This window comes from Halobacillus sp. ABD4_316 (assembly GCF_056161385.1).
In genome coordinates this window covers 591,425-614,867 of record NZ_JBSWZA010000002.1, presented here as the reverse complement: position 1 = coordinate 614,867, position 23,443 = coordinate 591,425, and the positions used below count along the sequence as shown (strand labels likewise).

The 23,443-nt window shown below is 50.9% G+C and carries 24 protein-coding genes; 7 read left to right on the top strand and 17 right to left on the bottom strand.

The genetic code is table 11. The features are described from left to right. Window positions 1–21: 21 nt before the first annotated feature. Window positions 22–513, bottom strand: coding sequence for a VanZ family protein (locus tag ACXAJH_RS10100; protein ID WP_474969671.1), 492 nt, complete (start codon window positions 511–513; stop codon window positions 22–24). Between the two features lie 152 nt (window positions 514–665). On the opposite strand from ACXAJH_RS10100, the gene ACXAJH_RS10095 reads away from it, so the two are divergent. Then, on the top strand, window positions 666–1,046 hold the full coding sequence (locus tag ACXAJH_RS10095) for a hypothetical protein (RefSeq protein WP_027954827.1): 381 nt from the start codon (window positions 666–668) through the stop codon (window positions 1,044–1,046). Between the two features lie 61 nt (window positions 1,047–1,107). Here ACXAJH_RS10095 and ACXAJH_RS10090 read toward each other — a convergent pair whose 3' ends face one another. Beyond that, entirely contained in the window at window positions 1,108–1,602 is a 495-nt protein-coding gene (locus ACXAJH_RS10090; RefSeq protein WP_474970896.1) for a sigma-70 family RNA polymerase sigma factor, read from the bottom strand. Between the two features lie 165 nt (window positions 1,603–1,767). Here ACXAJH_RS10090 and ACXAJH_RS10085 point away from each other — a divergent pair, with 165 nt between their 5' ends. From ACXAJH_RS10085 to ACXAJH_RS10075, 3 genes are read left to right on the top strand one after another with little or no spacing between them, the layout of a single operon-like run. Further along, window positions 1,768–2,217 (top strand): helix-turn-helix transcriptional regulator, encoded by a 450-nt coding sequence (locus tag ACXAJH_RS10085; RefSeq protein WP_474906410.1) that lies wholly within the window; start codon window positions 1,768–1,770, stop codon window positions 2,215–2,217. 46 nt (window positions 2,218–2,263) lie between these two features. Beyond that, window positions 2,264–2,548, top strand: a complete 285-nt coding sequence (locus ACXAJH_RS10080; RefSeq protein ID WP_474906408.1) for a hypothetical protein — start codon at window positions 2,264–2,266, stop codon at window positions 2,546–2,548. Window positions 2,549–2,603: 55 nt separating this feature from the next. Continuing rightward, window positions 2,604–2,771: a hypothetical protein gene (locus ACXAJH_RS10075; RefSeq protein ID WP_206933208.1), complete on the top strand. Its 168-nt coding sequence runs from the start codon at window positions 2,604–2,606 to the stop codon at window positions 2,769–2,771. 442 nt (window positions 2,772–3,213) lie between these two features. On the opposite strand, the gene ACXAJH_RS10070 is transcribed toward ACXAJH_RS10075, so the two are convergent. Continuing rightward, on the bottom strand, window positions 3,214–4,110 hold the full coding sequence (locus ACXAJH_RS10070) for an AEC family transporter (protein ID WP_474969673.1): 897 nt from the start codon (window positions 4,108–4,110) through the stop codon (window positions 3,214–3,216). A gap of 169 nt (window positions 4,111–4,279) precedes the next feature. Here ACXAJH_RS10070 and ACXAJH_RS10065 point away from each other — a divergent pair, with 169 nt between their 5' ends. Further along, window positions 4,280–4,912 (top strand): hypothetical protein, encoded by a 633-nt coding sequence (locus ACXAJH_RS10065; protein ID WP_474993779.1) that lies wholly within the window; start codon window positions 4,280–4,282, stop codon window positions 4,910–4,912. Between the two features lie 111 nt (window positions 4,913–5,023). On the opposite strand, the gene ACXAJH_RS10060 is transcribed toward ACXAJH_RS10065, so the two are convergent. The 5 genes from ACXAJH_RS10060 to ACXAJH_RS10040 form a co-directional block, all read right to left on the bottom strand. After that, window positions 5,024–6,682, bottom strand: a complete 1,659-nt coding sequence (locus ACXAJH_RS10060; RefSeq protein ID WP_474993777.1) for a sodium:solute symporter family protein — start codon at window positions 6,680–6,682, stop codon at window positions 5,024–5,026. Window positions 6,683–6,697: 15 nt separating this feature from the next. Next, complete coding sequence (locus ACXAJH_RS10055) at window positions 6,698–6,997, bottom strand: DUF4212 domain-containing protein (RefSeq protein WP_474970894.1); 300 nt, start codon at window positions 6,995–6,997, stop codon at window positions 6,698–6,700. A gap of 12 nt (window positions 6,998–7,009) precedes the next feature. Beyond that, window positions 7,010–7,195: a hypothetical protein gene (locus tag ACXAJH_RS10050; RefSeq protein ID WP_474993775.1), complete on the bottom strand. Its 186-nt coding sequence runs from the start codon at window positions 7,193–7,195 to the stop codon at window positions 7,010–7,012. Between the two features lie 162 nt (window positions 7,196–7,357). Further along, window positions 7,358–8,191 carry a peptidoglycan-binding protein gene (locus ACXAJH_RS10045; RefSeq protein WP_474993774.1) on the bottom strand — a complete coding sequence of 278 codons (834 nt, stop codon included), beginning with the start codon at window positions 8,189–8,191 and terminating at the stop codon, window positions 7,358–7,360. A 61-nt stretch (window positions 8,192–8,252) separates the two neighbouring features. Further along, on the bottom strand, window positions 8,253–8,570 hold the full coding sequence (locus ACXAJH_RS10040) for a DUF3817 domain-containing protein (protein ID WP_474969679.1): 318 nt from the start codon (window positions 8,568–8,570) through the stop codon (window positions 8,253–8,255). Between the two features lie 334 nt (window positions 8,571–8,904). Between ACXAJH_RS10040 and ACXAJH_RS10035 the strand changes: the two genes are divergently transcribed. Then, window positions 8,905–9,621, top strand: coding sequence for a DsbA family oxidoreductase (locus ACXAJH_RS10035; protein ID WP_474970891.1), 717 nt, complete (start codon window positions 8,905–8,907; stop codon window positions 9,619–9,621). A 211-nt stretch (window positions 9,622–9,832) separates the two neighbouring features. On the opposite strand, the gene ACXAJH_RS10030 is transcribed toward ACXAJH_RS10035, so the two are convergent. The 7 genes from ACXAJH_RS10030 to ACXAJH_RS10000 form a co-directional block, all read right to left on the bottom strand. Then, the gene (locus ACXAJH_RS10030; protein ID WP_474969680.1) at window positions 9,833–10,285 is read right to left on the bottom strand and encodes a hypothetical protein; all 453 of its coding nucleotides are present in this window, start codon (window positions 10,283–10,285) and stop codon (window positions 9,833–9,835) included. Between the two features lie 3 nt (window positions 10,286–10,288). Beyond that, window positions 10,289–11,101, bottom strand: coding sequence for a DUF3100 domain-containing protein (locus tag ACXAJH_RS10025; RefSeq protein ID WP_474990123.1), 813 nt, complete (start codon window positions 11,099–11,101; stop codon window positions 10,289–10,291). 276 nt (window positions 11,102–11,377) lie between these two features. Then, window positions 11,378–13,330, bottom strand: coding sequence for a beta-galactosidase (locus ACXAJH_RS10020; RefSeq protein ID WP_474993772.1), 1,953 nt, complete (start codon window positions 13,328–13,330; stop codon window positions 11,378–11,380). Window positions 13,331–13,351: 21 nt separating this feature from the next. Beyond that, a complete protein-coding gene (gene galT / locus ACXAJH_RS10015) occupies window positions 13,352–14,851 on the bottom strand; it encodes a UDP-glucose--hexose-1-phosphate uridylyltransferase (RefSeq protein ID WP_474993770.1) in 1,500 nt (499 codons plus the stop codon). A 21-nt stretch (window positions 14,852–14,872) separates the two neighbouring features. Next, the gene (gene galE, locus ACXAJH_RS10010; RefSeq protein ID WP_474969684.1) at window positions 14,873–15,862 is read right to left on the bottom strand and encodes a UDP-glucose 4-epimerase GalE; all 990 of its coding nucleotides are present in this window, start codon (window positions 15,860–15,862) and stop codon (window positions 14,873–14,875) included. Next, entirely contained in the window at window positions 15,859–17,031 is a 1,173-nt protein-coding gene (locus ACXAJH_RS10005; protein WP_474990131.1) for a galactokinase, read from the bottom strand. Before ACXAJH_RS10005 ends, galE begins: the two co-directional genes overlap by 4 nt. Further along, window positions 17,028–19,289, bottom strand: a complete 2,262-nt coding sequence (locus tag ACXAJH_RS10000; protein WP_474993768.1) for an alpha-galactosidase — start codon at window positions 19,287–19,289, stop codon at window positions 17,028–17,030. The genes ACXAJH_RS10005 and ACXAJH_RS10000 overlap by 4 nt, the downstream gene beginning before the upstream one ends. Window positions 19,290–19,518: 229 nt before the next feature. On the opposite strand from ACXAJH_RS10000, the gene ACXAJH_RS09995 reads away from it, so the two are divergent. Next, window positions 19,519–20,382, top strand: coding sequence for a helix-turn-helix domain-containing protein (locus tag ACXAJH_RS09995; RefSeq protein WP_474969688.1), 864 nt, complete (start codon window positions 19,519–19,521; stop codon window positions 20,380–20,382). 552 nt (window positions 20,383–20,934) lie between these two features. Here ACXAJH_RS09995 and ACXAJH_RS09990 read toward each other — a convergent pair. Both ACXAJH_RS09990 and ACXAJH_RS09985 read right to left on the bottom strand, forming a co-directional pair. Continuing rightward, a complete protein-coding gene (locus tag ACXAJH_RS09990) occupies window positions 20,935–21,189 on the bottom strand; it encodes a hypothetical protein (RefSeq protein WP_474990135.1) in 255 nt (84 codons plus the stop codon). Between the two features lie 68 nt (window positions 21,190–21,257). Continuing rightward, window positions 21,258–22,847 (bottom strand): solute:sodium symporter family transporter, encoded by a 1,590-nt coding sequence (locus tag ACXAJH_RS09985; RefSeq protein ID WP_474993767.1) that lies wholly within the window; start codon window positions 22,845–22,847, stop codon window positions 21,258–21,260. Between the last annotated feature and the right edge of the window lie 596 nt (window positions 22,848–23,443).

Genomic DNA, 23,443 nt, shown 5'->3' with positions numbered 1-23,443 from the left:
GGCTCATTCCCGCTGGTTCTTTTATTTTCTTCTTCTGTTTCCTGCCAAAATAAGGATCAGGCCGATCAGGGCCCCCACACTGTCGAGTCCGATATCCCCGATGTACGGGGTACGGTCCGGCGTCAGGGATTGATGGTATTCATCCAGACATGCATACAGCACCGTTACAACCAGAGCGCTGACGGCTGCTGTCCTTTTTTTCCAGGGTGTGTTCACAAGGAAAGCTCCATACGCGGTAATCATCAATACGAAAAAGATGCTGATATGAGCCCCTTTCCGAATGAAAAATTCGACCATGCCGTCGATGCCGTGGCTGGCCAGACTGACCTCTTCCCCGTGGTAGGTAAACGAAACCGGCGCCAGCAGCGGCCGAAGCAGATCGAGCGGAAGATACATCGATAACGATGGACGCATATCCTGTTCTCCATAGGGCTGGGAGGAAAAGTAAAAAATCAGGCCCATCACTGCAAATGGGAGGATAGTAAAGATTAACCTTTTATACAAATCATTCACACTTTCTAAATAAAATAGCTGAAAGACATATGAATAGTCTACTATAAATATCAGGAATTAAAAAAAATTTCATAAATTCATAGGACCTACTATTAAAATATTGTAATCTTGTATACAATTGCTTATGGAAAGAAAAAAAGGGGGATTCGAGAGTGGCAAAGAAAAGTAAGCAGTACGATTATGACCTTGGCGAAGTGAAGCGTCTGATCGGTGAGACTGATAAAAACTATCGCGAAATCGCGGCCGAAACGGGATGCCCTTATGCTAGTGTCGTTTATCATGGTCGTAAAATCCGTGGACGCGTCAATCGTATGCGTCAGGAAGAAATCCAGGCGGAACAGCAGCAGCCCCAGTCCCTGCTGGCCTTGGCCCAGGAGACTCCGGAAGAACCAACCGTGTTGTCTGGCGGGACAACCTTGAGTATATCCAGGAACGAAATCCATATCCAGAATGCCGAACAGGAAGCAGCCAAGATGATCAAGGCTGCCCGGGCTATGGGACTGACGAAAATTAACATAACCATCGATCGATGAGGAACATCCGGCGCTTTTCTGGAAGGCGCCGGACTTTTTTATGGGGATGGAAGAGTGGGGATTAAAGAAGGTGTCTGCAGGACTTCAGTTTATTTCGGGCATGACGTCCCCAGTTTTTCACAGCATCCTGGGTCACGCCTTCGATCAGGGCCGTTTCCGCAACAGAACGGCCCTGCTTCACACGGTGGGATACCCATTTCCACTGGTTGGGTGTCAGCAGGTTCTTCACCTGGTCCCAGAAGTATGTATCAACCGGTTCGTCCTCCCATATGTAATCTTCGCTGTGGATGAGTTCTTCTACAAACCGGTTTTCCCTGTCCTGACGGTTGTTTTCGCGGCGGATCTGGTCAATGAGCGCGTTGCGGATCTTCCAGTGGGCATAGGTGGAAAATTCTCCAGCCTCGGGATTGTACGTGCGGTGGGCCTGCCATAAGGCAAACAATCCTTCGGCATAAAAGTCACCGTTCGCATCGATGATGTGCAGCTTACGGATGTGGTAATGGATGCTCCTTTCCCATTCGGCCAGCAGCTGTTCAAAATCTTGTTCCGTATCCATGACTTCACTCCTTCTCATTTTCTGCCTTCACTCTATAATCGAAGAAAATGGAAGTTTTCGTGTCATCTTTTTTCAAAAAATATAATTTCCATCAGGAAAAATGGAATTTCTGCTGGGAAGCCGGCGGCAAATGTAGGACAATAGAAAAGTAGAAAGGAGTGACTCATGTCAAAGATTCAGGAATTTCACGAATTGGAAAAACTCATTTACAAGGTGATGCACACCCTGCACCTCCCACCCCCGTACGATGATTATTTCCAGGAAAGCTACCTCGTCTATCACGCGGCCAAGGCACGCTATGATCCTGCGAAAAGTCAGTTCTCCACCTATTTCCACACCAAACTCCGACATCACTACCAAACCCTCGTCTCCAACGACCTAAAAAGAACAGCGGCCCAGAGCCGGCTGTATACGTTCGCCTCCTTTGAAAAACCCCTCCCAGCGGCAGATCCTGCTCCGACCTCCACTCTATCTCCTTTTGAAAAGCGCCTCCTCTCCGACCTTCTTAACGGTTATAAAAATGTGGAGATTGCGGCCCGGATGAACATCAGCTCCTCGACCTTTTACCGGCGGCGCAGGATCTTAAGAACGAAGCTTGCGCGTTTATACATGTAAAATACAGGGAAAACGACTATCATATCAACTAAACGGAGGAATTGCCTTGGAAGAGACATCCCGCTCCCTGACTCCCCTTGCCAGCATCTGGCTCGACGAGGCACCGACGACCTACACCCACGCCTTTGTGGAACGGCTCGCGTATGAATGGATGATTGAAATCGTGAACCCCTTCCCTATACCGATTATGGAAAATAAGGAATACGTTCTTTCTATATCGATTGAGCAGATCGACGGCACTTTTTACGAAGCCATCCCGATCGAATCCTACAGCATCGAGATGGGGGAACAATTCACCGTCTACCGCTTCCATATGTATCCCCCCGCATAACCTTTCCAGGAATGTTATACTGACGTTGGACGTTTGACTTGGAAAGGAAGAGATTATGCTTTATCTTGCATTTGCCGGATTTTTTCTCATTTATGTGCTGCTTGGATGGTTCACCGACACGGTGGAAATGTCAGCAGTCGGCGGCGTTTTGAGTGTCGCTTTTTTCTTTGGGAATCTTTATTTGTTCTGGCGTGAAAAACGTAATGCTTCAAAAAGTGAATAAAAAAGCTCCGCCGGAACTGGCGGAGCCTCAGGCTGTCGATAACTTTTCCCGACAGCCTTTTTTGTTCTTCCTTTGAAAGTGGAACTTCTGCTTTTTCATCCTGGGAATACCGAAGATTCACTTGAGAAATAGGTCATAAATTACTGAATGACCACTCCCGGAGGAACGCTCCTTTCTCCTAAAAGCCAGCTACTCAACAGGGGAAGTCCTTCTTTCAAAGCAAATGAAGGCAGGAATAGTCTGTTCGCGTCACGAAGAGCGTTCGGTGGTGAAGCCTGCGGGAACAGCAAGAGCCGAAGATCCACTTGGGCAGGTGGTCTTCCTGTCCAAGTTAGCTGAGGCCGTGCCCGCGGCAAGCATCCACCGATAAGCGGCTCGTGCCCTCCTTTTCATCCCAGAAACAATGAATATCTAAAGTCCCTCGGCGAACGGCGGACTTATTCTACGTCAATAGAGTCAGGAGAAGCGGAAGCGTAACCACACTCAGGATGGTTGTCACCAGCGTGATGCTGGAAACGAGGTCGGGCTTGGCGTCGAACTGGACAGCGTACATCGTCGTCGTTGCGGCGGACGGCATCGCCGCTGCTACAATAAGGACCGAAGCCATCAGGTCGTTCATCGGAAGAACAGTCGTCAGCCCCCAGGCGATCAGAGGAGAAGCGACCAGTCGGATGGATGCCGCAAAGGAAACCTTGCTCCAGTCGAGATTTTTGATGGTAATGTTCGCCAACTGCATTCCGAGCAGAATCATGATGCTTGGAACGGTCGCATCGCCGACGAGTTCAATACTGGAATACAGATTATCCGGGATGTTCACGTCGGCCGCTTTAAACAACAAGGCCATCCAGACGGCGTGGGTCGGCGGCATTTTCAAAATCGTGCGGACAGCCATGCTGAACCCGGCGGTGCCTTTGGCGGCATAATAAACACCGAAAAAGTTCATGACGATCTGCTGAAGCACCATGAATGTCACCGCATAGACGAACCCCTGCTCCCCGAAGGCGAACAGCACGATCGGAGTTCCGTAATTGCCGGCATTCATGAAAGCGGTGGACAAGATCAGGCCGCTTTCCGTCGGTGTCCCGTAACGGAACAGGCGGGCACCGATTTTATTCAGAATCAGAATACTTAGTAAAAGCGTCAGGGAAAAGAGGATCATCATATAGTAATCCCGGTTGAAATCCGCTTCATAGAAAGTTTTGAACACAAGGCAGGGCAGCATCAAGTACAACGTAACCGTAGACAGTGATTTAATCTCCAGATGCAGACTTTTCTGCAGGATATATCCGGCCACGAAGACGAGGATGACCGGAAGAACGACTTGGAAGAATATCGCCATACTCTCCCTCCTTTATCGAGCATTTCTGTTAACTTCAATAGTCTATCAGAAATGTGGGAAGGTTGTCCTGCTTCTGCTCTAAAACGGCTGTCAGCGGGAGCTCATCATTGCCCTCGACGGGGTTTTTTGAAATAATAACAAAAGAATACGAAGGACAGGAGCTAGACGTATGAATAAAACGCTGCGACGCTTTCTCATCGGTGCCGGGATTTTTGCTGCCGTCGGCCTGCTCGCTGTACTGGTGGTTTTCATCGCCACCAGCGGCAACAATGAGGATGCGGTAAAAGAAGACGCCGAAGCCTATACAGAGGACCGATTTACTGGTGAAACCGAAGTATATGGTGTGATGTATGATTCGATGGGCAATCAGCCGTTCAAAGCCGCCGCCGAGGTCAGGCATGTGGAGGACGGGATTGAATTTCTCGTCTATCGGAATGAAGATAACCAGCTGGTCGATACGTATGTGTCCTCCAAATGGGAGGACGAAGTCAAACAGACGTCCATGACGTATCTGGACGAACAGCTGGGAGGATTCGAAAACCTCGATATCCAGTTTGAAAAATCAACGAGCAGTCAGCACCGCTACACGCCGGAAGATACGCCGAGTGTCGGTGAGGTGGAGGCCGCTCCATCGATTTATCTCGATCTGAACCGGGAACCGGAGGATGGGGATGAAGAGATTTTCGAAGCCTTTGCCGATTTTCTTCAAGACGAATTTTCATTTTCTGACGGCCGGATTACGGTCCAGTACTTTGAAGGGGACACGAAAATCAAAGGCGGATGGACCCGGGAATTTTCATAAACGGAACATGTTTCCTCTCCTACGGGGAAAAGAAACGCCTGCGGCAGTGGAGACGCTCCATACCGCAGGCGTTTCTTTCTTGTCTGTCCTCCGTTTTTCCATCAGGTTCCTTTACTGGGCATCCTTTTTATAATATTCGCCGTTCTTGTATTGGATCTGCTCCGGATAACGGAGGTCCGTGACTTCATCCTGCGTCTGTTTGCTCGGCGGAGCCGTCAGCAGTGAAACGGTGATGTTGGCGATAATGGCGGCAGCGGCTCCGAAGACGCCTGCCCCTGTGTCGATGATTCCAAGGATCGTAAACCCGCCGTACTTGGCTGCGAAAATATAACCAAGCGTAACCGAGAGGCCTGTGATCATACCGGCGATGACACCTGGACCGTTGGCACGGCGCCACCATACCCCAAGGAGCAGAGCCGGAAAGAAGGAGCCGGAAGCGAGCGCAAAGGCCCAGGCGACAATCTGAGTAATCGCCCCCGGCGGATTCAAGGCGATCAGACCAGCCACCACCGTTGCGAGGACAATGGACCAGCGTCCGACAGACAGCCGTTTCTTCTCACTGGCGTTCGGGTTGATGGACCGGTAGTAAATATCATGTGAGAGGGCAGCCGATATGGCAATCATCAGACCGCCGGCCGTCGATAAGGCCGCTGCCATCGCACCGGCCGCCATCAAACCGATGACGAAAATCCCGAGGTTGGCGATTTCCGGTGTGGCCATGACGACGATATCATTACTGATGGCAAGCTCGGCCCATTGGAGCACGCCGTCACTATTGCCATCCGCAAGGGACAGCTTGCCTGTATCGACCCACGGCTGCGTCCACGCCGGCAGGTTCCCGAGCGAGGAACCGGCAACTTCCGTCATTAAAATGAACCGGGAGAAAGCAGCATAGGCGGGAGCAGATAAATACAGCAGGCCGATGAACAATAGAGCCCACGCTCCGCTCCAACGGGCGGCTTTCATCGTTTTTACGGTATAAAAGCGGACAATCACATGCGGCAGACCGGCGGTTCCGGCCATGAGCGTAAACATGAGTGCCATGAACTGCCATTTGGAGGCTTCTGTGAACGGAACGATGTATTCCGATATCCCGAGCTCCTGATCGATGGAGCGCATTTCCGATATGACTTCCCCGTAGGAGAGCCAAGGAACAGGGTTCTGTGTGAGCTGCATCGACATGAAGATCACAGGTATTAAATAGGCAACAATTAAGACGAGGTACTGCGCCACCTGTGTCCACGTAATCCCCTTCATGCCTCCCATCGCCGAATAAAAAGCGATCAGGACGACACCGATGAGGGTCCCGATCATCGTATCCACTTCAAGCAGCCGGCCGATGACGACTCCTGAACCTGACAGCTGTCCGACAGAGTATGTAAAGCTGATGATGATCGTCGCAACAGCGGCAATCAGCCGGGCGGTGTTGCTGCGATAGCGGTCACCGATAAATTCGGGTACTGTGTAACGCCCGTATTTCCGGAGCTGCGGGGCAAGCAGGAATGTAAGCAGCAGATAACCACCCGTCCATCCCATAATGTACGCAAGCCCATCATAGCCTAAAATCATCACGGTTCCGGCTAGACCGATAAAGGAAGCGGCACTCATCCAGTCAGCACCGATCGCCATGCCGTTGAACACCGGCGGCACCCCTCGGCCGGCGACGTAGAAGTCCGACGTCTCTTTCGCCTTATTGTAGATGGCGATGCCGATGTAGAGGGCAAACGTCACAACAATTAATCCTAATGAAACGAGAAACTGAGCATCCATACTTTTCCCCCTGTCTTATTGATTGGCAGCCTGGTCCGATTCCTTGGAGCTGTCCTTTGGAACGAGGCCGAATTTTTTATCCACATAATCGCTGATGACGGCATTGAAAAAAAGAAGGACGATAAACGTTAAAATGGCTCCCTGGGACCCCATGTAGTAGGGCAGCGGAATCCCCATCACTGTAAAGGACGAAAGACTTTCTGCAAACAAAACGATGCCAAAGGACACCAGCAGACCAATACCGAGGTAAATCATAATCAGTGTCGTTCTCAGCCGGAAATACGCCCTCGCCTGCTCTGGATCCATCTTCTTCATGTATTTTCCTCCCTATCCTTTTAAGTTGAAAATAAAAACGACCGTCTCCCAGAACGGCAGCGGAACCATGATCACCTTGATCAGCGCGGCGGCAAATAAAGCGGCCAGTGGCAGGGCAAACAGCACCGGTTTTCTCTTTCTTACCGCAGCCACAACAGAAACGATGGTTATGAATGCAAGAAGCAGCGGAATGAGCACCTGGATGTCACCTCCTCCTTGTGTAAGCGTTACCATAACGCTGTAAAAATTTTTAATAATTAGAAAAAACTGAATATTATACCCTGTATTATTCTAAAAATATCAAATAATGTCAACCAGTCAAAAAGAACCATAACGAAAAAAGCACCCGCAATGGGTGCTTTACCTCCCGAACAGCGACCTCCATGTCTTCGGACCTACAATTCCATCGACCTCAAGACCGCGGGAGTCCTGGTAAGCGCGGACAGCAGTTTCTGTCCGGCTTCCGAAAATCCCATCCGCTTCTGCGCCTGTCTTTTTCTGAACAGCCTTCACTTCCTCCCCGCGTGACCCTTTTCTAAGCGGTGTACCCGGGTACGTCCGGATATCCAGCCGCTGCAGCGTTTCCGGACCGGCACTCCCATCAACATGGAGACTTTCTTTTTTCTGAAAGGTGAAGACGGCCTCCTCTGTCAGCGGGCCGAAGCTTCCGTCGATCTCCCCCGTGTAATAGCCGAGGTTCCGGAGCTTCTTCTGGACGTCATTGACGAGGCTCCCCTGACTGCCGCGCCGGACGTAATGGACGATCGGCAGCTCAAGATGGGCATAATCCTTGAAGCTTGACCAGTCGCCTCCCCAGGAAAAACCCATTTCCTTCGCCCGTTCCGCCACCCAGCGCCAGTTATGATCAACCGTCCAAAGGGCTGTCCGTCCATCCGGGGTGACTAAAAAGAAATCGACGGCGCGGCCGCTGTGATGGTTGCTCTCTCCCGGTTCGGCATATGTCACGATCGTCCCGCTTCTGCCATACGTTTTCCCTTTATACGTGTAGCCGGGACGTCCTTTTCCATATAAAGCCGCCTGCTCCTCATACGTCCGGTAGCCGGAGGAGATCTGGACGAACAGTCTCCGCTCGTACGCTTCCGTTAACAGCTTCTCCACTTTCTTCTGCACTTCCGGATGGACGTTCCCCATATTGTTCCTGCTCCGCGATTTTAACGTTTCCAATGTAATCATAAAAAAATCCCTCCCTGCTTTTATAATCGAAGCAGAAAGGGATTCGGTGTCTATCGGCTTATTAAGCGGTCAGACTGTCCGGCTGACTTGTGAAGTTCTTCTTCAGCTGGTGATCCAGGATGAAGTTCCCGAACGGAATAAACGCAACCACAAACGCCCCTGCGGCCCATTTGAGCGGCCAGCGGACGGTGAAGGTCACATACGCGACGGCAGCCATATAGATGACGAACAACCCGCCGTGGATGGCGCCGTTGACAGAAACGGCCTCCGGATAATCAAACATATACTTCAGCGGCATTGAAATGAATAACAGAACCAGGAAGGACATTCCCTCAAGGAATCCCATCACTCGCAATTTACCAATGGGTGTTTTAAGCATGCGCTGTCTCCTTTATCGCAAAAAATCAGCGGCGCCGCCCTGGGATGGCGCTTTCACTAGTTCTATCTTAATGGTTCTGGAAAGGAGATGCAATCACCCGCGGCGGCTTTCACTTTTTGTTCACAGATGGGGCGGACAGGCGATATCAATGATTTTCCGCATATATCGATTTATTTGCGGATATATCCATTATTTTCTCGATATATCGATTATTTCTCAGATATATCAACGAAATTCCGAATATATCAACCAAATGCCTGACAAACAGAATAATGGCATTCGTTCTCCAACACTCGTACAATGGGAAGAGAAATTATTAGTAGAGGTGATCCCTGTGAAAATAGAAGTATGGTCCGATTTCGTCTGTCCTTTCTGCTACATCGGAAAGGCCCGTCTCGAGGAAGCGTTGAAGCAGTTCCCCAACGAAACGGTAGAAGTCGAATATAAGAGTTTTGAGCTTGATCCGAATGCCGGGCGCAACACAGAACCAGTCATGCATGAGCACCTGGCTCATAAATACGGCCGCTCTCTGGAAGAGGCGCGCGGCATGACAGCCAATATGACCGAGCAGGCGAAAAGCGTTGGTCTTGATTTCCATTTTGATACGATGATTCCAACGAACACGTTCGCCGCCCACCGTGTGGCTCAGCTGGCCAACGAAAAAGGCCTCGGCAAGGAAACAGCGGAGCGCTTCTTCAAAGCCGTGCTGACGGATTCTGAGGATATCGGTGATTATGGGACGATTACACGCCTCGCTGTTGATGCTGGTCTCGAGCGCAGCGAAGTGGAAGACGTCCTGAACAGTGACGCTTACACAGAAGCGGTACGCATGGAAGAACGAGAAGCGCATGAAATCGGTGTGCAGGGCGTTCCTTTCTTCGTTATCAACCGTAAGTATGCTGTGTCCGGCGCGCAGCCGACGGAAGTATTCGTCAACGGCCTTCAGAAAGCCTTTGATGAAGAAAACAAACCAGCATTTGAAGACCTTTCCACAGACAATGGTGCGGCCTGCACCGAAGACGGCTGTGAAGTCCCTTCCGGAAAAGAATAACGAAAAAGCTGCAGGACATGATCCTGCAGCTTTTTTTATTTCAGGTGTGAAACCAGCAGGAGACCGATTTATCCGCTTTTTGACCGATAAAACGCTCGATTGACCGATATATCAGCATTTCGACCGATATCCGCGCGGAAAGACTGATAGGTGTTCCACTTGGACCGATAAACAGCCGGTCACCATCTCCAGTGAGCTGCAGCCTTTTTCCTTAAATGATCCCCTGGAAGCGTAAAATCACTTCGGCGATCAATGCCGAACCGATATACGTCCCGAGCATGACACACATCGCAACAACGATGCTGCGCCAGCCAAGCTTGACGAAATCCGCCCATGAGCGGCCGATGGCAATACCGGCGTAGGCAAGAATCGGTGTTGTCAACGCAAGCAGGTTCACTTCACTCGTCGTCTCCACGATAAACGAGGAACCCGGAATCCACGGCATCGACACGAGCACACCGACGAGCGCAACATAAGCGACACTCGGGATGCTTCCCGGGAGCACTTTTCCCAGTATCAAACCGACGAGACAGATGCCGATAAGCACAAGCATGCCCGGCACCGCCTCCCAGACGATGACCTCATAACCGATCCAGTTCCCCAAAAGGGCGGTCACTCCGAAAATCGCAAGCATGAGAAGCCATTCCTGTATATTTTTCAGCATCGCTTACGCCCCCTTTTCTACGCGAGAGCTGGTGCTCTTTCTGCGCGTCATGATTTCATAAAGCTTCTCTGTAAGCGGCAGACCGATGAAAATACTCATATACAGACCTGTCGATAAGGAGAGCAGGTTGCTTGCCCCGGCGAAAGCGAGGATATCGTTCTCCATCTGTGGGAAAGCGGCGACGAGCGAGCCGCTGGCAGCAGCCATCATGCTTCCACTTCCGATACCCGAAGCCATGGCAAAGGACAGCGGATTGAGCGGCGTCAGTGTGGCCAGAAAACCGGATATCAAGCCCATGAAAACCGCACCGAATACCGTACCGAATATGTAGATGGCCATGACGCCGCGTCCTTCCGGTGAGTTGAACCCGTACTTGTCCATAATGAGACCGACGTTCGGCTCACGGGCGACCGAGTGGGTCATGCCGATACTCTCCCGCTTCAGCCCGAGCATAATCGCGACAGGCAGGGCGATGAAGATCGTCCCAAGGTTCCCGAATTCCTGCAGCAATAGAGCTGGACCTGCTTCAATAATCTGTGGAAGCGATGGACCGATGATCACGCCGATTTTGGCAATCAGCAGCGTGACACCAAGAACGATGAGCGGCTCGGCGTTTTTCGACTGTTTGTCCTTAATGAGCGGTGTAAAAAATAATCCAAGACCAATGATGATGGCATAAAGCATCGGCAGCAGCAGTACTACGCCGGGACCGACCGTAAAGGAATGCGTACCGATCGCCTCTGTCAGGAGGACGATGGCGAGCACAATCGTATGTAAACGCCAGTCTTTCCATAAATTCGTAAGCTCTTGTTTCATACCTCTCCCCCTTAATGAAAATAAATATACCAATCATTATAATGTTCTGAATATTAAAATCAAAGTTATTTTTTGGGAGAATGATCAGATTTACTGCGCATTTCGACAAAAACACCGCCGTGCCGGGAATTTTTCAGCTAACTTTTCTTTTCAAGGAAACATGCACGTCCCCTGTACACCTTTGAAAAGAATGTATGGAAGGACATTTTCCCATCTTTACTCTCACGCAGAAAATACAAAAAAAAGGCCCTTCCGGACATGGAAGGGCCTTCGATATTATTCCTGGATCAATCGGCTTTCAAATGGTGCCAGCGACTCTCCTTGGAACCGCTGCTCTTCACTGGTGTGGTTCATCACGAACAAGTAGGAGTCCTTCCCACTTCTGCGGCGGTACTCTTCAACTCCGCGGTCCGAAGAAATCGTTTCAATCTGATGATGTTCCGTAATCTCCTCACCAATCCGATCGAGAGCTTCTTCATTGAGCCCGCCGCCGATGTAGTACACATGCCCCTCTCCGAAGCTGTTTTTCGTGACAGCTGTGTAGCTGTCATAGAACGCATCCGTGTACTGGTACAGAGCTTCCGCTGTTTCCGGTACGAGCAGATCACGCCAGATGCTGACGGTGCCGGGAACTTCTGAGAAGCGTCCTTCACCCTCCAGCTCGAGATGGTGATCCTTGGTGAGCGATTCGACTTCCTCCACCCGGGCGCCGACAAGATCGCGGACGAGTCCCGGCTGAACTTCACCGAGACGAAGGTTGTTGTCTTTGCCTTTCAACCCTGTACGGTAGGAAAAGAGAACGGTCCCTCCGTTCTGTACAAACGCTCTCAGCCGCTCGGCAAGCGCCGCGTCCATCACGTGCATCACAGGTACGACCACAACCTTATAGCTGGATAAATCACGGTCCGCCGGTATGACATCAATGGCTGCATTCTGGTTGTAAAATGGGCGGTAGAGGCGGACAAGTTCATCGGTAAAATCAAAGTCGCGGCTCTGAATCTGGGAACGCCACGCCCAAATGTTGTCATAATCATAGAGAACGGCTATATCTGCCTGGATGGGTGCATCAAGCAGCTCGCCGTAATCTTTCATTTCGCTGAACAGCGACTGGACCTCTTTGTATTTGCGGCCATACACATTATCATGATCGACGACACCATAGCAGAACTGCTCTGCCCCTTTCGTCATCCCGCGCCAGCGGAAGTAGAGCAGATTGGAGCAGCCGTGGGCGAAAGCCTGGTACGACCACATTTTCGCCTGATTCGGACGCGGCAGGTATCCGATGACATCATGGCCCTGCGCTCCCATCAGCTCTTCCACGATCCAATAGTTCTGATCCAGCAGCCCCCGGTTGAAATCATGCATCATCGCAATCGCTTCCGGTGCGATCGGCTCTTCCAGTCCACCCCAGACCGGATAGTTGTCATAGGAGACAAAGTCCATCGGGCGGAGGTTTTCTGCGTGATCGAACCATTTCGAGAAAAACCCGCCGGAAACGTTCGTCGTGACCTGCTGGTGCGCGCCTTTTGTTTCCTTTACAATCTCCGTCATTTCATGAGCAAACCCGTTCAGGGAGTCAGAGCGGAAGCGCGCCCACTCGAGCTTTAAGCTCGGGTTATGCGTTGTAATCGTCGGTTTCGGTGCAGGAATTTCTGAGAAGGCGTTGTACGTCTGGCCCCAGAAAATCGTTCCCCACTCCTCGTTCAGCTGGGCGATGCTGTCATACTTCTCGGCCAGATAGGTCTGGAATTTCTTTTCACACAACCCACACCAGCACATATCGCTGCCTTCATGACCGAATTCGTTATCAATCTGCCAGGCGATGATGGCCGGCTCATCCTTATAATGCTCGACAACCTTCCTTGTAATCTCTGCCGCATACGAACGATAGACGTCGGAATTGAAGCAGTACTGCCGGCGTCCTCCGAAAACGCGCGGATGGCCGTATTCATCGGCCGATAGAATCTCAGGGTATTGGTCCGCCAGCCACGCCGGGAACGTCGCGGTCGGCGTGCCGAACATGATATGGAAATCCTTCTGCTTCAGCTTTTCAATGACTTGATCGAAGTAGGAAAAATCAAATCTTCCTTCCTCGGGTTCCATCAGATGCCAGGCGAATTCACCGATTCGTACGATGTTGGCCCCCAGCTGTTTGATGCCTTCCAAATCTTCGTCGATCTTTTCCTCCGGCCAGTGCTCCGGGTAATAATCTACACCTAAGTACGTCATAGCGGTCCTCCTGATTCCAATCTATATCGTTTGTAGAAAACGGCGGAATGCGTCCTGTCCTTCTGCCGTGCGCTTGAATACGCCTGCGTGCTCCAGCACGACTGAAAAACGGCGGCCGATTTCATCCTGCAGCTGCGGCCATACATCATCCTTTTCCCAGCGGATGCTTTCCGCCCACGGGACATGCTTGGCTGTTTTTTCATCCTTAAGGGCTTTTCCTTGAAGCTCTCCGCCTTGGATGTATCCCGCCAGCGCCTCCATCTCATCAATAAGGCGTCCCGGCAGGACAGCCAGTCCCATCACTTCGATGAGACCGATGTTTTCTTTCTTAATGTGATGCACTTCCTCATGTGGATGGAAAATTCCCATCGGATGCTCGTCACTCGTACGGTTGTTGCGGAAAACGAGATCCATTTCAAACGCCCCGTCTCGATAGCGGGCAATGGGAGTAATCGTGTTATGCGGCTCTCCGTTTGTTTCGGCATAAATATCCGCCGACGCATCACTATACGCGCGCCACTTCGTCAAAATGCGGTCGGAAAGCTCAGCCAGTCGTGTGCGGTCGGTGCTCTTGAGACGCAGCACTGACATCGGCCACCGGACGATTCCAGCTTCCACATCCTGATATCCCGGAATATGGATGCTTTCTTCCACAGGCGCTTTCGCCATCGGGAATTCATGATGTCCGCCCTGGAAGTGGTCATGGCTCAAAATCGAGCCGCCGACAATCGGCAGATCCGCATTGGAGCCGACGAAATAGTGGGGCAGCTGATCGACGAAATCAAGCAGCCGGTCGAACCCTTCTTTGGAGATGCTCATTGGACGGTGTTCCCTTGATAAAACGATGGCATGTTCGTTGTAGTACACATATGGGGAATACTGCAGGAACCAATGCTCGCCTTCCAAATCGACAGGAATCACCCGGTGGTTGTCCCGTGCTGGATGGTCGAGACGTCCGGCATAGCCGACATTCTCCTTACAGAGCAGACAGTCCGGATAGCTGTCGGCTTTTTTATTTTTCGCCGCGGCAATCGCCTTCGGGTCTTTTTCCGGCTTGGACAGGTTGATCGTAATTTCAAGGTCGCCGTATTCCGTTTCGCTGTACCAGTGTTTGTTTTTGGCGATCCTGTCCGTGCGGATGTAATGCGCATCCTTGGAAAGCTGATAGAATTTTTCCGTCGCCGCTTCCGGCCCCTGCTTTTCAAAGGCATGATAGAAATCACGAATGACTTCCGACGGGCGTGGAACGAGACAGTCCATAATCTTCGGGTCGAACAAGTCCCGTTCTGTCGTTGTGTTGTCTTCGATCAGTCCCTGCTCCACTGCATAATCAAGCATCGGTTCCAAAAGGTCTACAGGTGTACCCGGCACCGGATCTTCCGGTGTTTCTTCTGGATTTTTCCCTTCCAGTTGAAACAAATGGAACAGGCGGTTGCGGGTGTAATCGACATCCCACACGGAGATCATCTTTTTGGCTAATCCGTATTGAAGCAGTCGTTCAATGGTGTGATAAATGGACACGTCTGTCACCAGCCCTTCAATTTATTGGTTGTAACCGGCAGGGTGGTTTTGGAACCAGTCCCATGCGGTTTGAATCATCGTTTCCAGTTCAGCATACTGCGGCGTCCAGCCAAGCTCCTCCATCGCTTTCCCGGAGGATGCGACGAGTTGAGCAGGATCACCGGCGCGGCGCGGAGCCACTTCGGCAGGAATCTCCCGTCCGGTCACACGGCGGGCGGTATCGATGACTTCTTTGACACTGAAGCCCTGTCCGTTCCCAAGGTTATAAATGCCGCTTTCTTCCGTGCGTTTCAGCTTGTCGATCGCCAGCAGATGGGCATCCACAAGGTCTGTCACATGGATGTAGTCACGGATGCAGGTGCCATCTGCGGTCGGATAGTCATCGCCGAAGATCATGATCTTTTCACGCTTCTCCTGAGCTACCTGCAGCACGATCGGGATGAGATGCGTCTCTGGACGGTGATCTTCCCCGATGCGTCCGTCCGGATCAGCACCGGCTACGTTAAAGTAGCGGAGCACCACGTGCTTGATGCCGTGCGCCTGTTCGGCCCATTTGAGCATCTTTTCAATGGCAAGCTTCGTTTCTCCGTAAGGGTTGGTCGGGAAGGTGCGGTCGTCTTCCTGGATCGGCACCTGATCCGGTTCCCCGTAAACCGCCGCCGTGGAGGAAAAGACAATCCGGTTCACGTTATGAGCAGCCATCGCCTTCAACAGGCAGACCGCTCCGTATACGTTGTTGTCGTAATATTTCAGTGGCTCCTCGACACTTTCCCCTACAAGGGAATCCGCCGCAAAATGAATGACAGAATCAATCTCATTTTCCTCGAACACACGGTTCATGAATGCTTCATCTCTCAGGTCCCCGTTGTATAAAACCGCTCCCTCAAGAATGGCCTGTTCATGACCTTTCTGCAGGTTGTCTGCAATGATTACTTTTTCGCCTCTGTCCAGCAGCTGGGCTGCGGCGTGGCTGCCGATGTATCCGGCACCTCCACATACTAGTACACTCATTCCTCTTCCTCCTCCAACCGTTTCGCCCCGTCGCCGATTTCCACCACGTAGAAGTCCGCTTCAAGACCGGTTTTCTTATAATACTGTTCTCCTACGTTTTCCTTAAAAGTATCAATGTCCGCTTTAGGAACGATGCTGATGGTGCAGCCTCCGAACCCGGCGCCTGTCATTCGCGACCCAACGGCTCCTTCTTCCCAGGCGGCTTCCACTAAAGCATCCAGTTCTTTTCCTGTTACTTCATAATCCTCCCGCAGTGAACGGTGCGAATCATTCATCAGCCGGCCGAAACCTCTGATATCCCCGGCATTCAGCTTTTCCACCGCTTCAATCGTACGTGCATTTTCATATATGACGTGTTTGGCGCGTTTTCGCGTAACAGGATCATCAATCACGTGTTTACAGGCCTCAAAATCTTCTACAGAAATGTCCCCGAGGAAGTCGGCTTCCAGTTCGGTTTTCAACTGCTCCAAAGCTTCTTCACATTCCCGGCGTCGTTCGTTGTATTTTGAATCCGCCAGTCCTCGGCGCTTGTTCGTATTGGCGATGACAAGCGTTTCGTCTTCCAGGTGGATCGGTGTTTTCTGATACTCCAGCGTCTGGCAGTTCAACAGGAGCGCATGATCCTTCTCGCCTTTGCCAATGGCAAACTGATCCATGATGCCGCAGTTGACTCCGACAAACTCATTCTCCGCCGCTTGAGCAAGCTTCACAAGCTCCACCCGGTCGATGTCAAGTCCGGCAAAGGCATCCAGTACGACACCTGTGACTAGTTCAATGGAGGCTGATGAAGAAAGACCGGCACCGTTCGGGATGTTTCCGTAATAGACGATATCCGCCCCTTCGGAAAGCGGATAACCCGCTTCCCGGATTTTCGCTGCGACACCTTTAGGGTAATTGGCCCACTCCTGCTCTTTTTCATAAACGAGCGCAGTCATGTCCGCTTCTATCATACCAAGTTCAGGAAAATTCATCGAATACAGTCGTAACTTCGCATCGCTGCGCTTTCTGGCCGCCGCATACGTGCCGACACTCAGCGCGCAGGGAAAAACGTGTCCTCCGTTATAATCGGTGTGCTCGCCGATCAAGTTTACCCTCCCCGGCGCAAAAAACGAGTGAATGTCTCCCCCGTTTCCAAACTGTTCATGAAATGCCTTGATCATCTGCTTCATTTTTCCACCTCATCCATTGTTGTAGAATTCGTAACGGCTGTCAGGACGAACAACTGGGAAGTAAAGTCGCCGGACTCCTCCAGTCCGCCTGTCTGTGATCCGTCGTAGCCGCTTTCCAGCTGCAGGCCGGCATGCATCAGTTCATCTCCATAATACGTGCGCTCCAAGCCTTCAATCCTATACTCCGTCTCCGGATTCAGCCCGGTCAGCTGGATCCGGCGGAAGCCTGGATTAGGGCGGGCCAGCACTTGATAACTGGCAGCGACCGCCCGCTGTCCGTCCTCGGATACGACCATCCATGCCGTTTCATTCCCGCCCTTTTCAAACGGGCTCGTCAGCCGGTAAAAGGTACCGAACTGGAACAAAGCCCGATGCTTTTTATAAAAAGTGATTTGTTCACTCATCCGTTCTTTTTCTTCTTCGTTCATTTTCGTTACATCCAGCTCATAACCGAACGCTCCGAAGAAGGCGACATCGCCGCGCGTTTTCAGACTCGTCACCCGTTTCACCTGATGGTTGGGAACGGCGGAAATATGGGCGCCCATGCTGCTCAATGGATACACCATCGAGGTTCCGTATTGAATCGCCAGACGCTCGACGGCATCGGTATCATCACTCGTCCAGCCTTGAGGTGCGTAATACAGCATACCCGGATCGAATCTCGCCCCTCCGCTTGCACACGATTCAAATAGAATGTGTGGAAACGCTGTGGTAAGACGCTCATACAAATCATAAACCCCGAGGATATACCGGTGAGGCACTTCCATCTGCTGATCAGAAGCCAGACGTGCCGATCCGATTTCTGTCATATAGCGGTTCATATCCCATTTCACATATTCGATGTTGGCCTCTGACAAAATGGTTTTCATCCGATCATAGATGTAGTCCACCACTTCCGGGTTGGAGAAATCGAGCACCAGCTGATGCCTGCCTGTAGAAGGGTGTCTTCCTGCCACCTGGATAATCCAGTCGGGACGCGCTTCATAAAGCTCACTTTGCTTGGATACCATCTCCGGTTCAAACCATAGGCCGAACGTCATCCCTGTCTCATTCACTTTTTCAACGAGCGGTTTCAATCCATTCGGCAGTTTCGCTTCATCTACAAACCAATCGCCAAGCGACGTTGTATCGTCATTCCTTTGGCCGAACCAGCCGTCATCGAGGACGAACAGCTCGACACCCAGCCGGCTGGACTGTTCGGCAATCGATTGAAGCTTCTGTTCATCGAAGTCGAAATAGGTGGCTTCCCAGTTGTTGATGAGCACCGGACGCTCCTGATCCCTCCAGCGCCCGCGGGCAAGCCGCTTCTGATACAAATCATGATACAAATGGCTTAAACCGTTGCGTCCATGCGATGAAAAAGCGGAGACGAGTTCCGGTGTCTGGAACGATCCGCCCGGCTCCAGCTTCCAGCTGAAATCGAATGGATTGATCCCCATACTGATCCGTGCCTGCTCATATTGATCGACTTCAATCTGCCCTAAGAAGTTGCCACTGTATACGAGACTGAATCCATAGACTTCTCCAGAATGCTCCGTCGTCCCCGGCCGCTGGACAGCGATGAAAGGGTTGTGCTGGGCACTGCTTGTCCCCCGGGTGCTCTGGATTTTCTGGATGCCCGGATGAAGCGGCTGTGTATGCATGTGACGTTCCCTTGACCATCCGCCGGAAAGCTGGACCCACTCAAAATCGCTGTCCGGGAAGTCCATGGAAGCACTCAGCGCCCTGTCCAGCTGGTACGGTTCCGGTCCTTCATTTGTAAATCTTGCCGAGCGGACGATAACGTCTTTGTCATGATAGACGGTATACACTAAATCAAGCTTCATACCGGTATGGTCGTCCAAGAGAGTGATGGTCAGCGTTTCCGCCTCTGCGTCGTCCTCCACATAGGTCGCTGGAAGCCCATCAAGCGAAGGCTTTCCCGGGGCGACACGGTGGGAGGAGTAAGCGAAGTTCGATATTCTCGAACCGTCCGGCTGCCGGATGTGAAAAGCCGGCTCCCGGTAATCCGATGTCCCATACCCAGGGTAGTCCTGGGGAATCATATCCAGAGAAAACGCTGGATCTTCCTCATAGACATAGGAAGAAGTGACGCGGAACTCCTCCTTGGACAAATGACTGAAATCGTCCCTGTCCCTTACTTTCTTTCCATAATAAAGATGGCCGATCTGACCGTTTTTAAGGACATGTATAATGTAACTGATGTTTTTTCCTTGTAAGTGAAACTGCCGGCTGTCTTCCGTGATGTGAATCGCCAAGATGTTTCCTCCTCCAATCTTTTCCGCAAACGCTTCCAAGTAGTTGTTAGCTTTATTGTAAAAATGAACCCCTTTTCAATCAATGGTAAATAAAAAGACGCATTCTGCACATTTTTGCTTATCGATATTCCACCAGATCAGGTTAGCTGTTATGATATGGAGGGAAAACAGAAACTTAACCATTATGAAATTCTGCTTATATTTGCTTTTCCAGGAAAGGAGAATTGCTTTGACCCCTTCTTCTTTGACACACGGCTCCTACGGCTACCGGTTTTCCGATCCGGACCTGCAGCAGCTTGCCCAGATCTGGTCCCTCGGCTGGGACGAACAGACGACCACGCTGTATGACTGGGACGGAAAGAACCGGCGCGACCGCGGGAAGTATATTTTCCAGTACACGACCGCAGGAAAAGGAGCCATCGATATTGAAGGAACGACCTATGAGCTGACGCCGGGACAGGCGTTCATCGTTAACATCCCCGGGGACTACCGGTATTATCTCCCCGATCACAGTGATAAATGGGAATTCATGTTTTTGACGCTGTATGGAAATGTGGTGGAGTCCTATTGGAACCAGATTCAGGAGAATGTCGGAGCAATCCTCCATATGCCTCCGGATGCGCCGCCCGTCTCCTACGTCCACCAGTTGCTCGAATCAGCGGCCAATAAAGAGATCGCCAATGCCCATCAGGCTTCCGGCTACGCTTATCAATTCACGATGGAGCTGTTTCATTACTGCTCCACCTTGGAAAAAGGACTCGTCCAGTGGCCGGATGCCATCATCGCCGCAAGCATGTATGCCAAAAACCACTACACCGAGGAAATCAGCCCGGATGATATGGCGGAAGCCTCCGGCATGTCGCGCTATCATTTTACGAGGCAGTTCAAAGCCGCCACCGGTCAGACGCCGATTCAGTACTTAACGTCGATCAGGATCAACAAAGCGAAGGAACTGCTGGCGAATACGAAATACTCGGCTGAGGAAATCGCCGTCCTTGCCGGCTATAAAAACGCCAATTATTTTACGAAGGTTTTTAAAAAGCAGGCCGGCCTCACTCCCGGCAGATTCCGCGAATCTCACAAACATTTGTAACAGTAGAATCAGACATAAGAAAGGACGGCCCCGGTCAGGGCAGTCCTTTCAACGCTTCCAGCAGCTCTATGTTGAACCAGCGCCTCCAGAAGCCCCTTTCCGCGGACGAACGTCCAAGCCTCCTCAGAGAGAACGCCCTGCGGGGTCTCGGCCGCCCGTTTTTCCGCAGGAGCGGAATGGTCGGAACACCTTTCTTGAGGTCACGCTCCGCTTATCGGTGGATGCTTGCCGCGGGCACGGCCTCAGCTAACTTGGACAGGAAAACCACCTGTCCAAGTGGATCTTCGGCTCGCGCTGTTCCCGCAGGCGTCACCACCGAACGCTCCTCGTGACCTCACCAAATGATGATTTTAAAAGCCTTAAAGGTAGCTGAGTTAAGGAAAAGCCACTGAAGCAGAAGCATTCCAGCCCTGAGAAGTAACAACCTGTCACGTCTCCTTCGTGCAAGTTCCAGTGAAGAATAGACATTTGTGGGGAAAGGAAATGGCAGGGAAGCCTGAACACATGGAAAGAGCTTGTCGAGAAACACGGAGTTTCTCGACAAGCTCTTTTTCAGCGTTTTGGTACTTCAATGGTGACCGAACGTTTATCGTAGTTGATGGTCATGCTCTTGCCATCGTCGACGAAGTTCTCGAGGACGTCCTTAGCCAGCTGGAGCGCAAATTCTGTCCGCTCCAGCTTTTCGTCATCCACTGGATCGCCACCGGACTCTGCTCGTTGAAGCTCCTGCGCTTCTTCATGGAACGCATCCACGTTCTCGTACACTTTATGATAAAAAGACTCAATCGGCTGACTGGCTTTTCCCATTCTTTTTCCCGCCTTTCACTCCTTTTGACAATACTCTCATTATATCAAAAAGAAGGCGGGAACATCAGTCAGGATAAGATGCCGATTGGGGAGAGCAGCAGGTAGATGACGACCATCGCAGCTGTGGCGGCCAGGCCGACAGGATAGACGAGCTTCCACGGCGTCATATCCACTTTCGCTTTTTCTTCCAGTACAAAGTCGGTATCCCTCGGACGAAGCTTCCCGATCAAAAGCATCAATCCAGTACATAGGACAAACAGGATGCCGAGAATGTGCAGGAAGTGAAGGCCTGTATCCCAGACCAGCTGAGTCGTTGCGTAGATGGAAATAAAGACGAACAATGATATTTTCGCTGCAATGGACGGCACCCGTTTCGTTAAATACCCGACAATGAGAATGGTGAAGATTGGTACGTTATAAAACCCATTAACGATCTGCAGGTATTGGAAAAATCCCTGCGGCACTTTATCGATAAGCGGAGCGATACACATCGCAAATACAGCAAGAATGATACCGACAGATTTCCCTTTTCTTACGACTACCTTATCCGGAGCATCCGGGTTGAAATACGGCTTGTAAATGTTCAAGGCAATCAAGGTAACCGAAGAGTTCAGGGCTGAGTTGAAGGAGGATAAAATTGCTCCGAACAAGACTGCCGCAAAGAAGCCCACAAGTGGTGCCGGAAGCACTTCCGCGACGAGGCGGGGGTAGGCGTCGGTCGGTTCAAGACCCGGACCGAACATATTGAAGGCGATGATTCCCGGTACGATCAGGAATACAGGACCGAGCAGCTTCAGAAATGCAGCAATTAAAACACCCTTCTGGCCCTCTTTTAAGTTTTTGGCAGCAATCGCCCGCTGCATGATGTGCTGGGCCGTACCCCAATAGAACAGGTTCACAAGCAGCATCCCTGTAAACATCGTTCCAAATGGTACAGGGCTGTCCGGTCCGCCGACAGAATTCAATTTTTCCGGAGAATCCTGCACAATTGTCTGGATTCCATTTGTCATCGATCCATCCCCAAGAGCGAAAAGACCTAAAATCGGAATCATCAAACCACCGATCAACAGACCGACGCCGTTGATCGTGTCGGATACGGCGACCGCTTTCAATCCTCCGAAAACCGCGTAGATCGAACCGACAATACCAATTGCAAAGACGGTGATCCATATTCCGACCGTACGGCTTACACCGAGTGCGCCCGGAATATCAAACAAACCGTTGATCGCTACAGCTCCGGAATAAAGAATAGGAGGCAGCAGGTTGAATACATACCCGAATAAGAAAAGAATCGTCACAATCTGTTTTGTATTAAAATCATAACGATCCTCCAGAAAATCGGGAATCGTCGTGATGCCGCCTTTCATATAGCGAGGCATCAGGAAGAAAGCTACAATGACCAATGAAATGGCCGATCCAACTTCCCAGCCCATGACGGCAAGGGTATCCGAGTAGCCCTGCGCGTTCAGGCCGACCAGCTGCTCGGTTGATAGGTTCGTGAGCATCAGGGAACCAGCAATGACCCAGGCGCTCAAGTTACGCCCGCCAAGGAAATAGCCGTCCTGTGTATCGAGTTTTTCCTTTCTAGTAAACCACCAGGCTACGAGAGCAACGAAACCTGTAAAAAATAAGAATGATACGACTGTAAATGCATTCATAGATGCCTCTCCTTTGTGTAAGCGGAACCAAATGTATGTATGCGCTTTTTTATGTAACTCCTATATTAGCGGTCTTTCTGAAAGCGTTTCAATGGTAAAAATTCTGCCGTTTTCTGTCTTTTTTTGCTTACAATAGGAGAATCTTTATGACAGATTAGAGACGGGAGAAGCCTTGACCTTCCTGCCTCTTCACCATGAATTTCCAAAAATCATCATAATTCTGCACTTTTTTGCTGTTTTATCTTTTACACAAAAAGAGTCCGATGAATGGTCGGAGTCTCAACAAATTATAAAACCTTCTGCTTTCCAGCCCCCTCCAGAAGTTCCGACCATTCTTTTATCTGTTGGATAAGGGGAGAAGGATTCAGGACATGGACAGCACCCGAGCAGACAACCGATTATGAGTTGTACGTCTTTTGGTTTCGTCATACAGATTGATAAAGAGAAGGCACATGCTTTTTTCTATGATTTGGACATAAAAAAGGAAGATCTTCTGTTAAACAGAAAATCTTCCTTTTATAGAGCATCATCAGGGAAGGTCACGAGGAGCGTTCGGTGGTGACACCTGCGGGAACAGCACGAGCCGAAGATCCACT

Coding starts and splice junctions, on each gene's coding strand:
- ACXAJH_RS10090 (WP_474970896.1), bottom strand. CDS start 1,602: ATGGATACGGAACAAGATTTTGAACAGCTGCTGGCCGAATGGGAAAGG.
- ACXAJH_RS10085 (WP_474906410.1), top strand. CDS start 1,768: ATGTCAAAGATTCAGGAATTTCACGAATTGGAAAAACTCATTTACAAG.
- ACXAJH_RS10075 (WP_206933208.1), top strand. CDS start 2,604: ATGCTTTATCTTGCATTTGCCGGATTTTTTCTCATTTATGTGCTGCTT.
- ACXAJH_RS10070 (WP_474969673.1), bottom strand. CDS start 4,110: ATGGCGATATTCTTCCAAGTCGTTCTTCCGGTCATCCTCGTCTTCGTG.
- ACXAJH_RS10065 (WP_474993779.1), top strand. CDS start 4,280: ATGAATAAAACGCTGCGACGCTTTCTCATCGGTGCCGGGATTTTTGCT.
- ACXAJH_RS10060 (WP_474993777.1), bottom strand. CDS start 6,682: ATGGATGCTCAGTTTCTCGTTTCATTAGGATTAATTGTTGTGACGTTT.
- ACXAJH_RS10055 (WP_474970894.1), bottom strand. CDS start 6,997: ATGAAGAAGATGGATCCAGAGCAGGCGAGGGCGTATTTCCGGCTGAGA.
- ACXAJH_RS10045 (WP_474993774.1), bottom strand. CDS start 8,191: ATGATTACATTGGAAACGTTAAAATCGCGGAGCAGGAACAATATGGGG.
- ACXAJH_RS10040 (WP_474969679.1), bottom strand. CDS start 8,570: ATGCTTAAAACACCCATTGGTAAATTGCGAGTGATGGGATTCCTTGAG.
- ACXAJH_RS10030 (WP_474969680.1), bottom strand. CDS start 10,285: ATGCTGAAAAATATACAGGAATGGCTTCTCATGCTTGCGATTTTCGGA.
- ACXAJH_RS10025 (WP_474990123.1), bottom strand. CDS start 11,101: ATGAAACAAGAGCTTACGAATTTATGGAAAGACTGGCGTTTACATACG.
- ACXAJH_RS10020 (WP_474993772.1), bottom strand. CDS start 13,330: ATGACGTACTTAGGTGTAGATTATTACCCGGAGCACTGGCCGGAGGAA.
- galE (WP_474969684.1), bottom strand. CDS start 15,862: ATGAGTGTACTAGTATGTGGAGGTGCCGGATACATCGGCAGCCACGCC.
- ACXAJH_RS10005 (WP_474990131.1), bottom strand. CDS start 17,031: ATGAAGCAGATGATCAAGGCATTTCATGAACAGTTTGGAAACGGGGGA.
- ACXAJH_RS09990 (WP_474990135.1), bottom strand. CDS start 21,189: ATGGGAAAAGCCAGTCAGCCGATTGAGTCTTTTTATCATAAAGTGTAC.
- ACXAJH_RS09985 (WP_474993767.1), bottom strand. CDS start 22,847: ATGAATGCATTTACAGTCGTATCATTCTTATTTTTTACAGGTTTCGTT.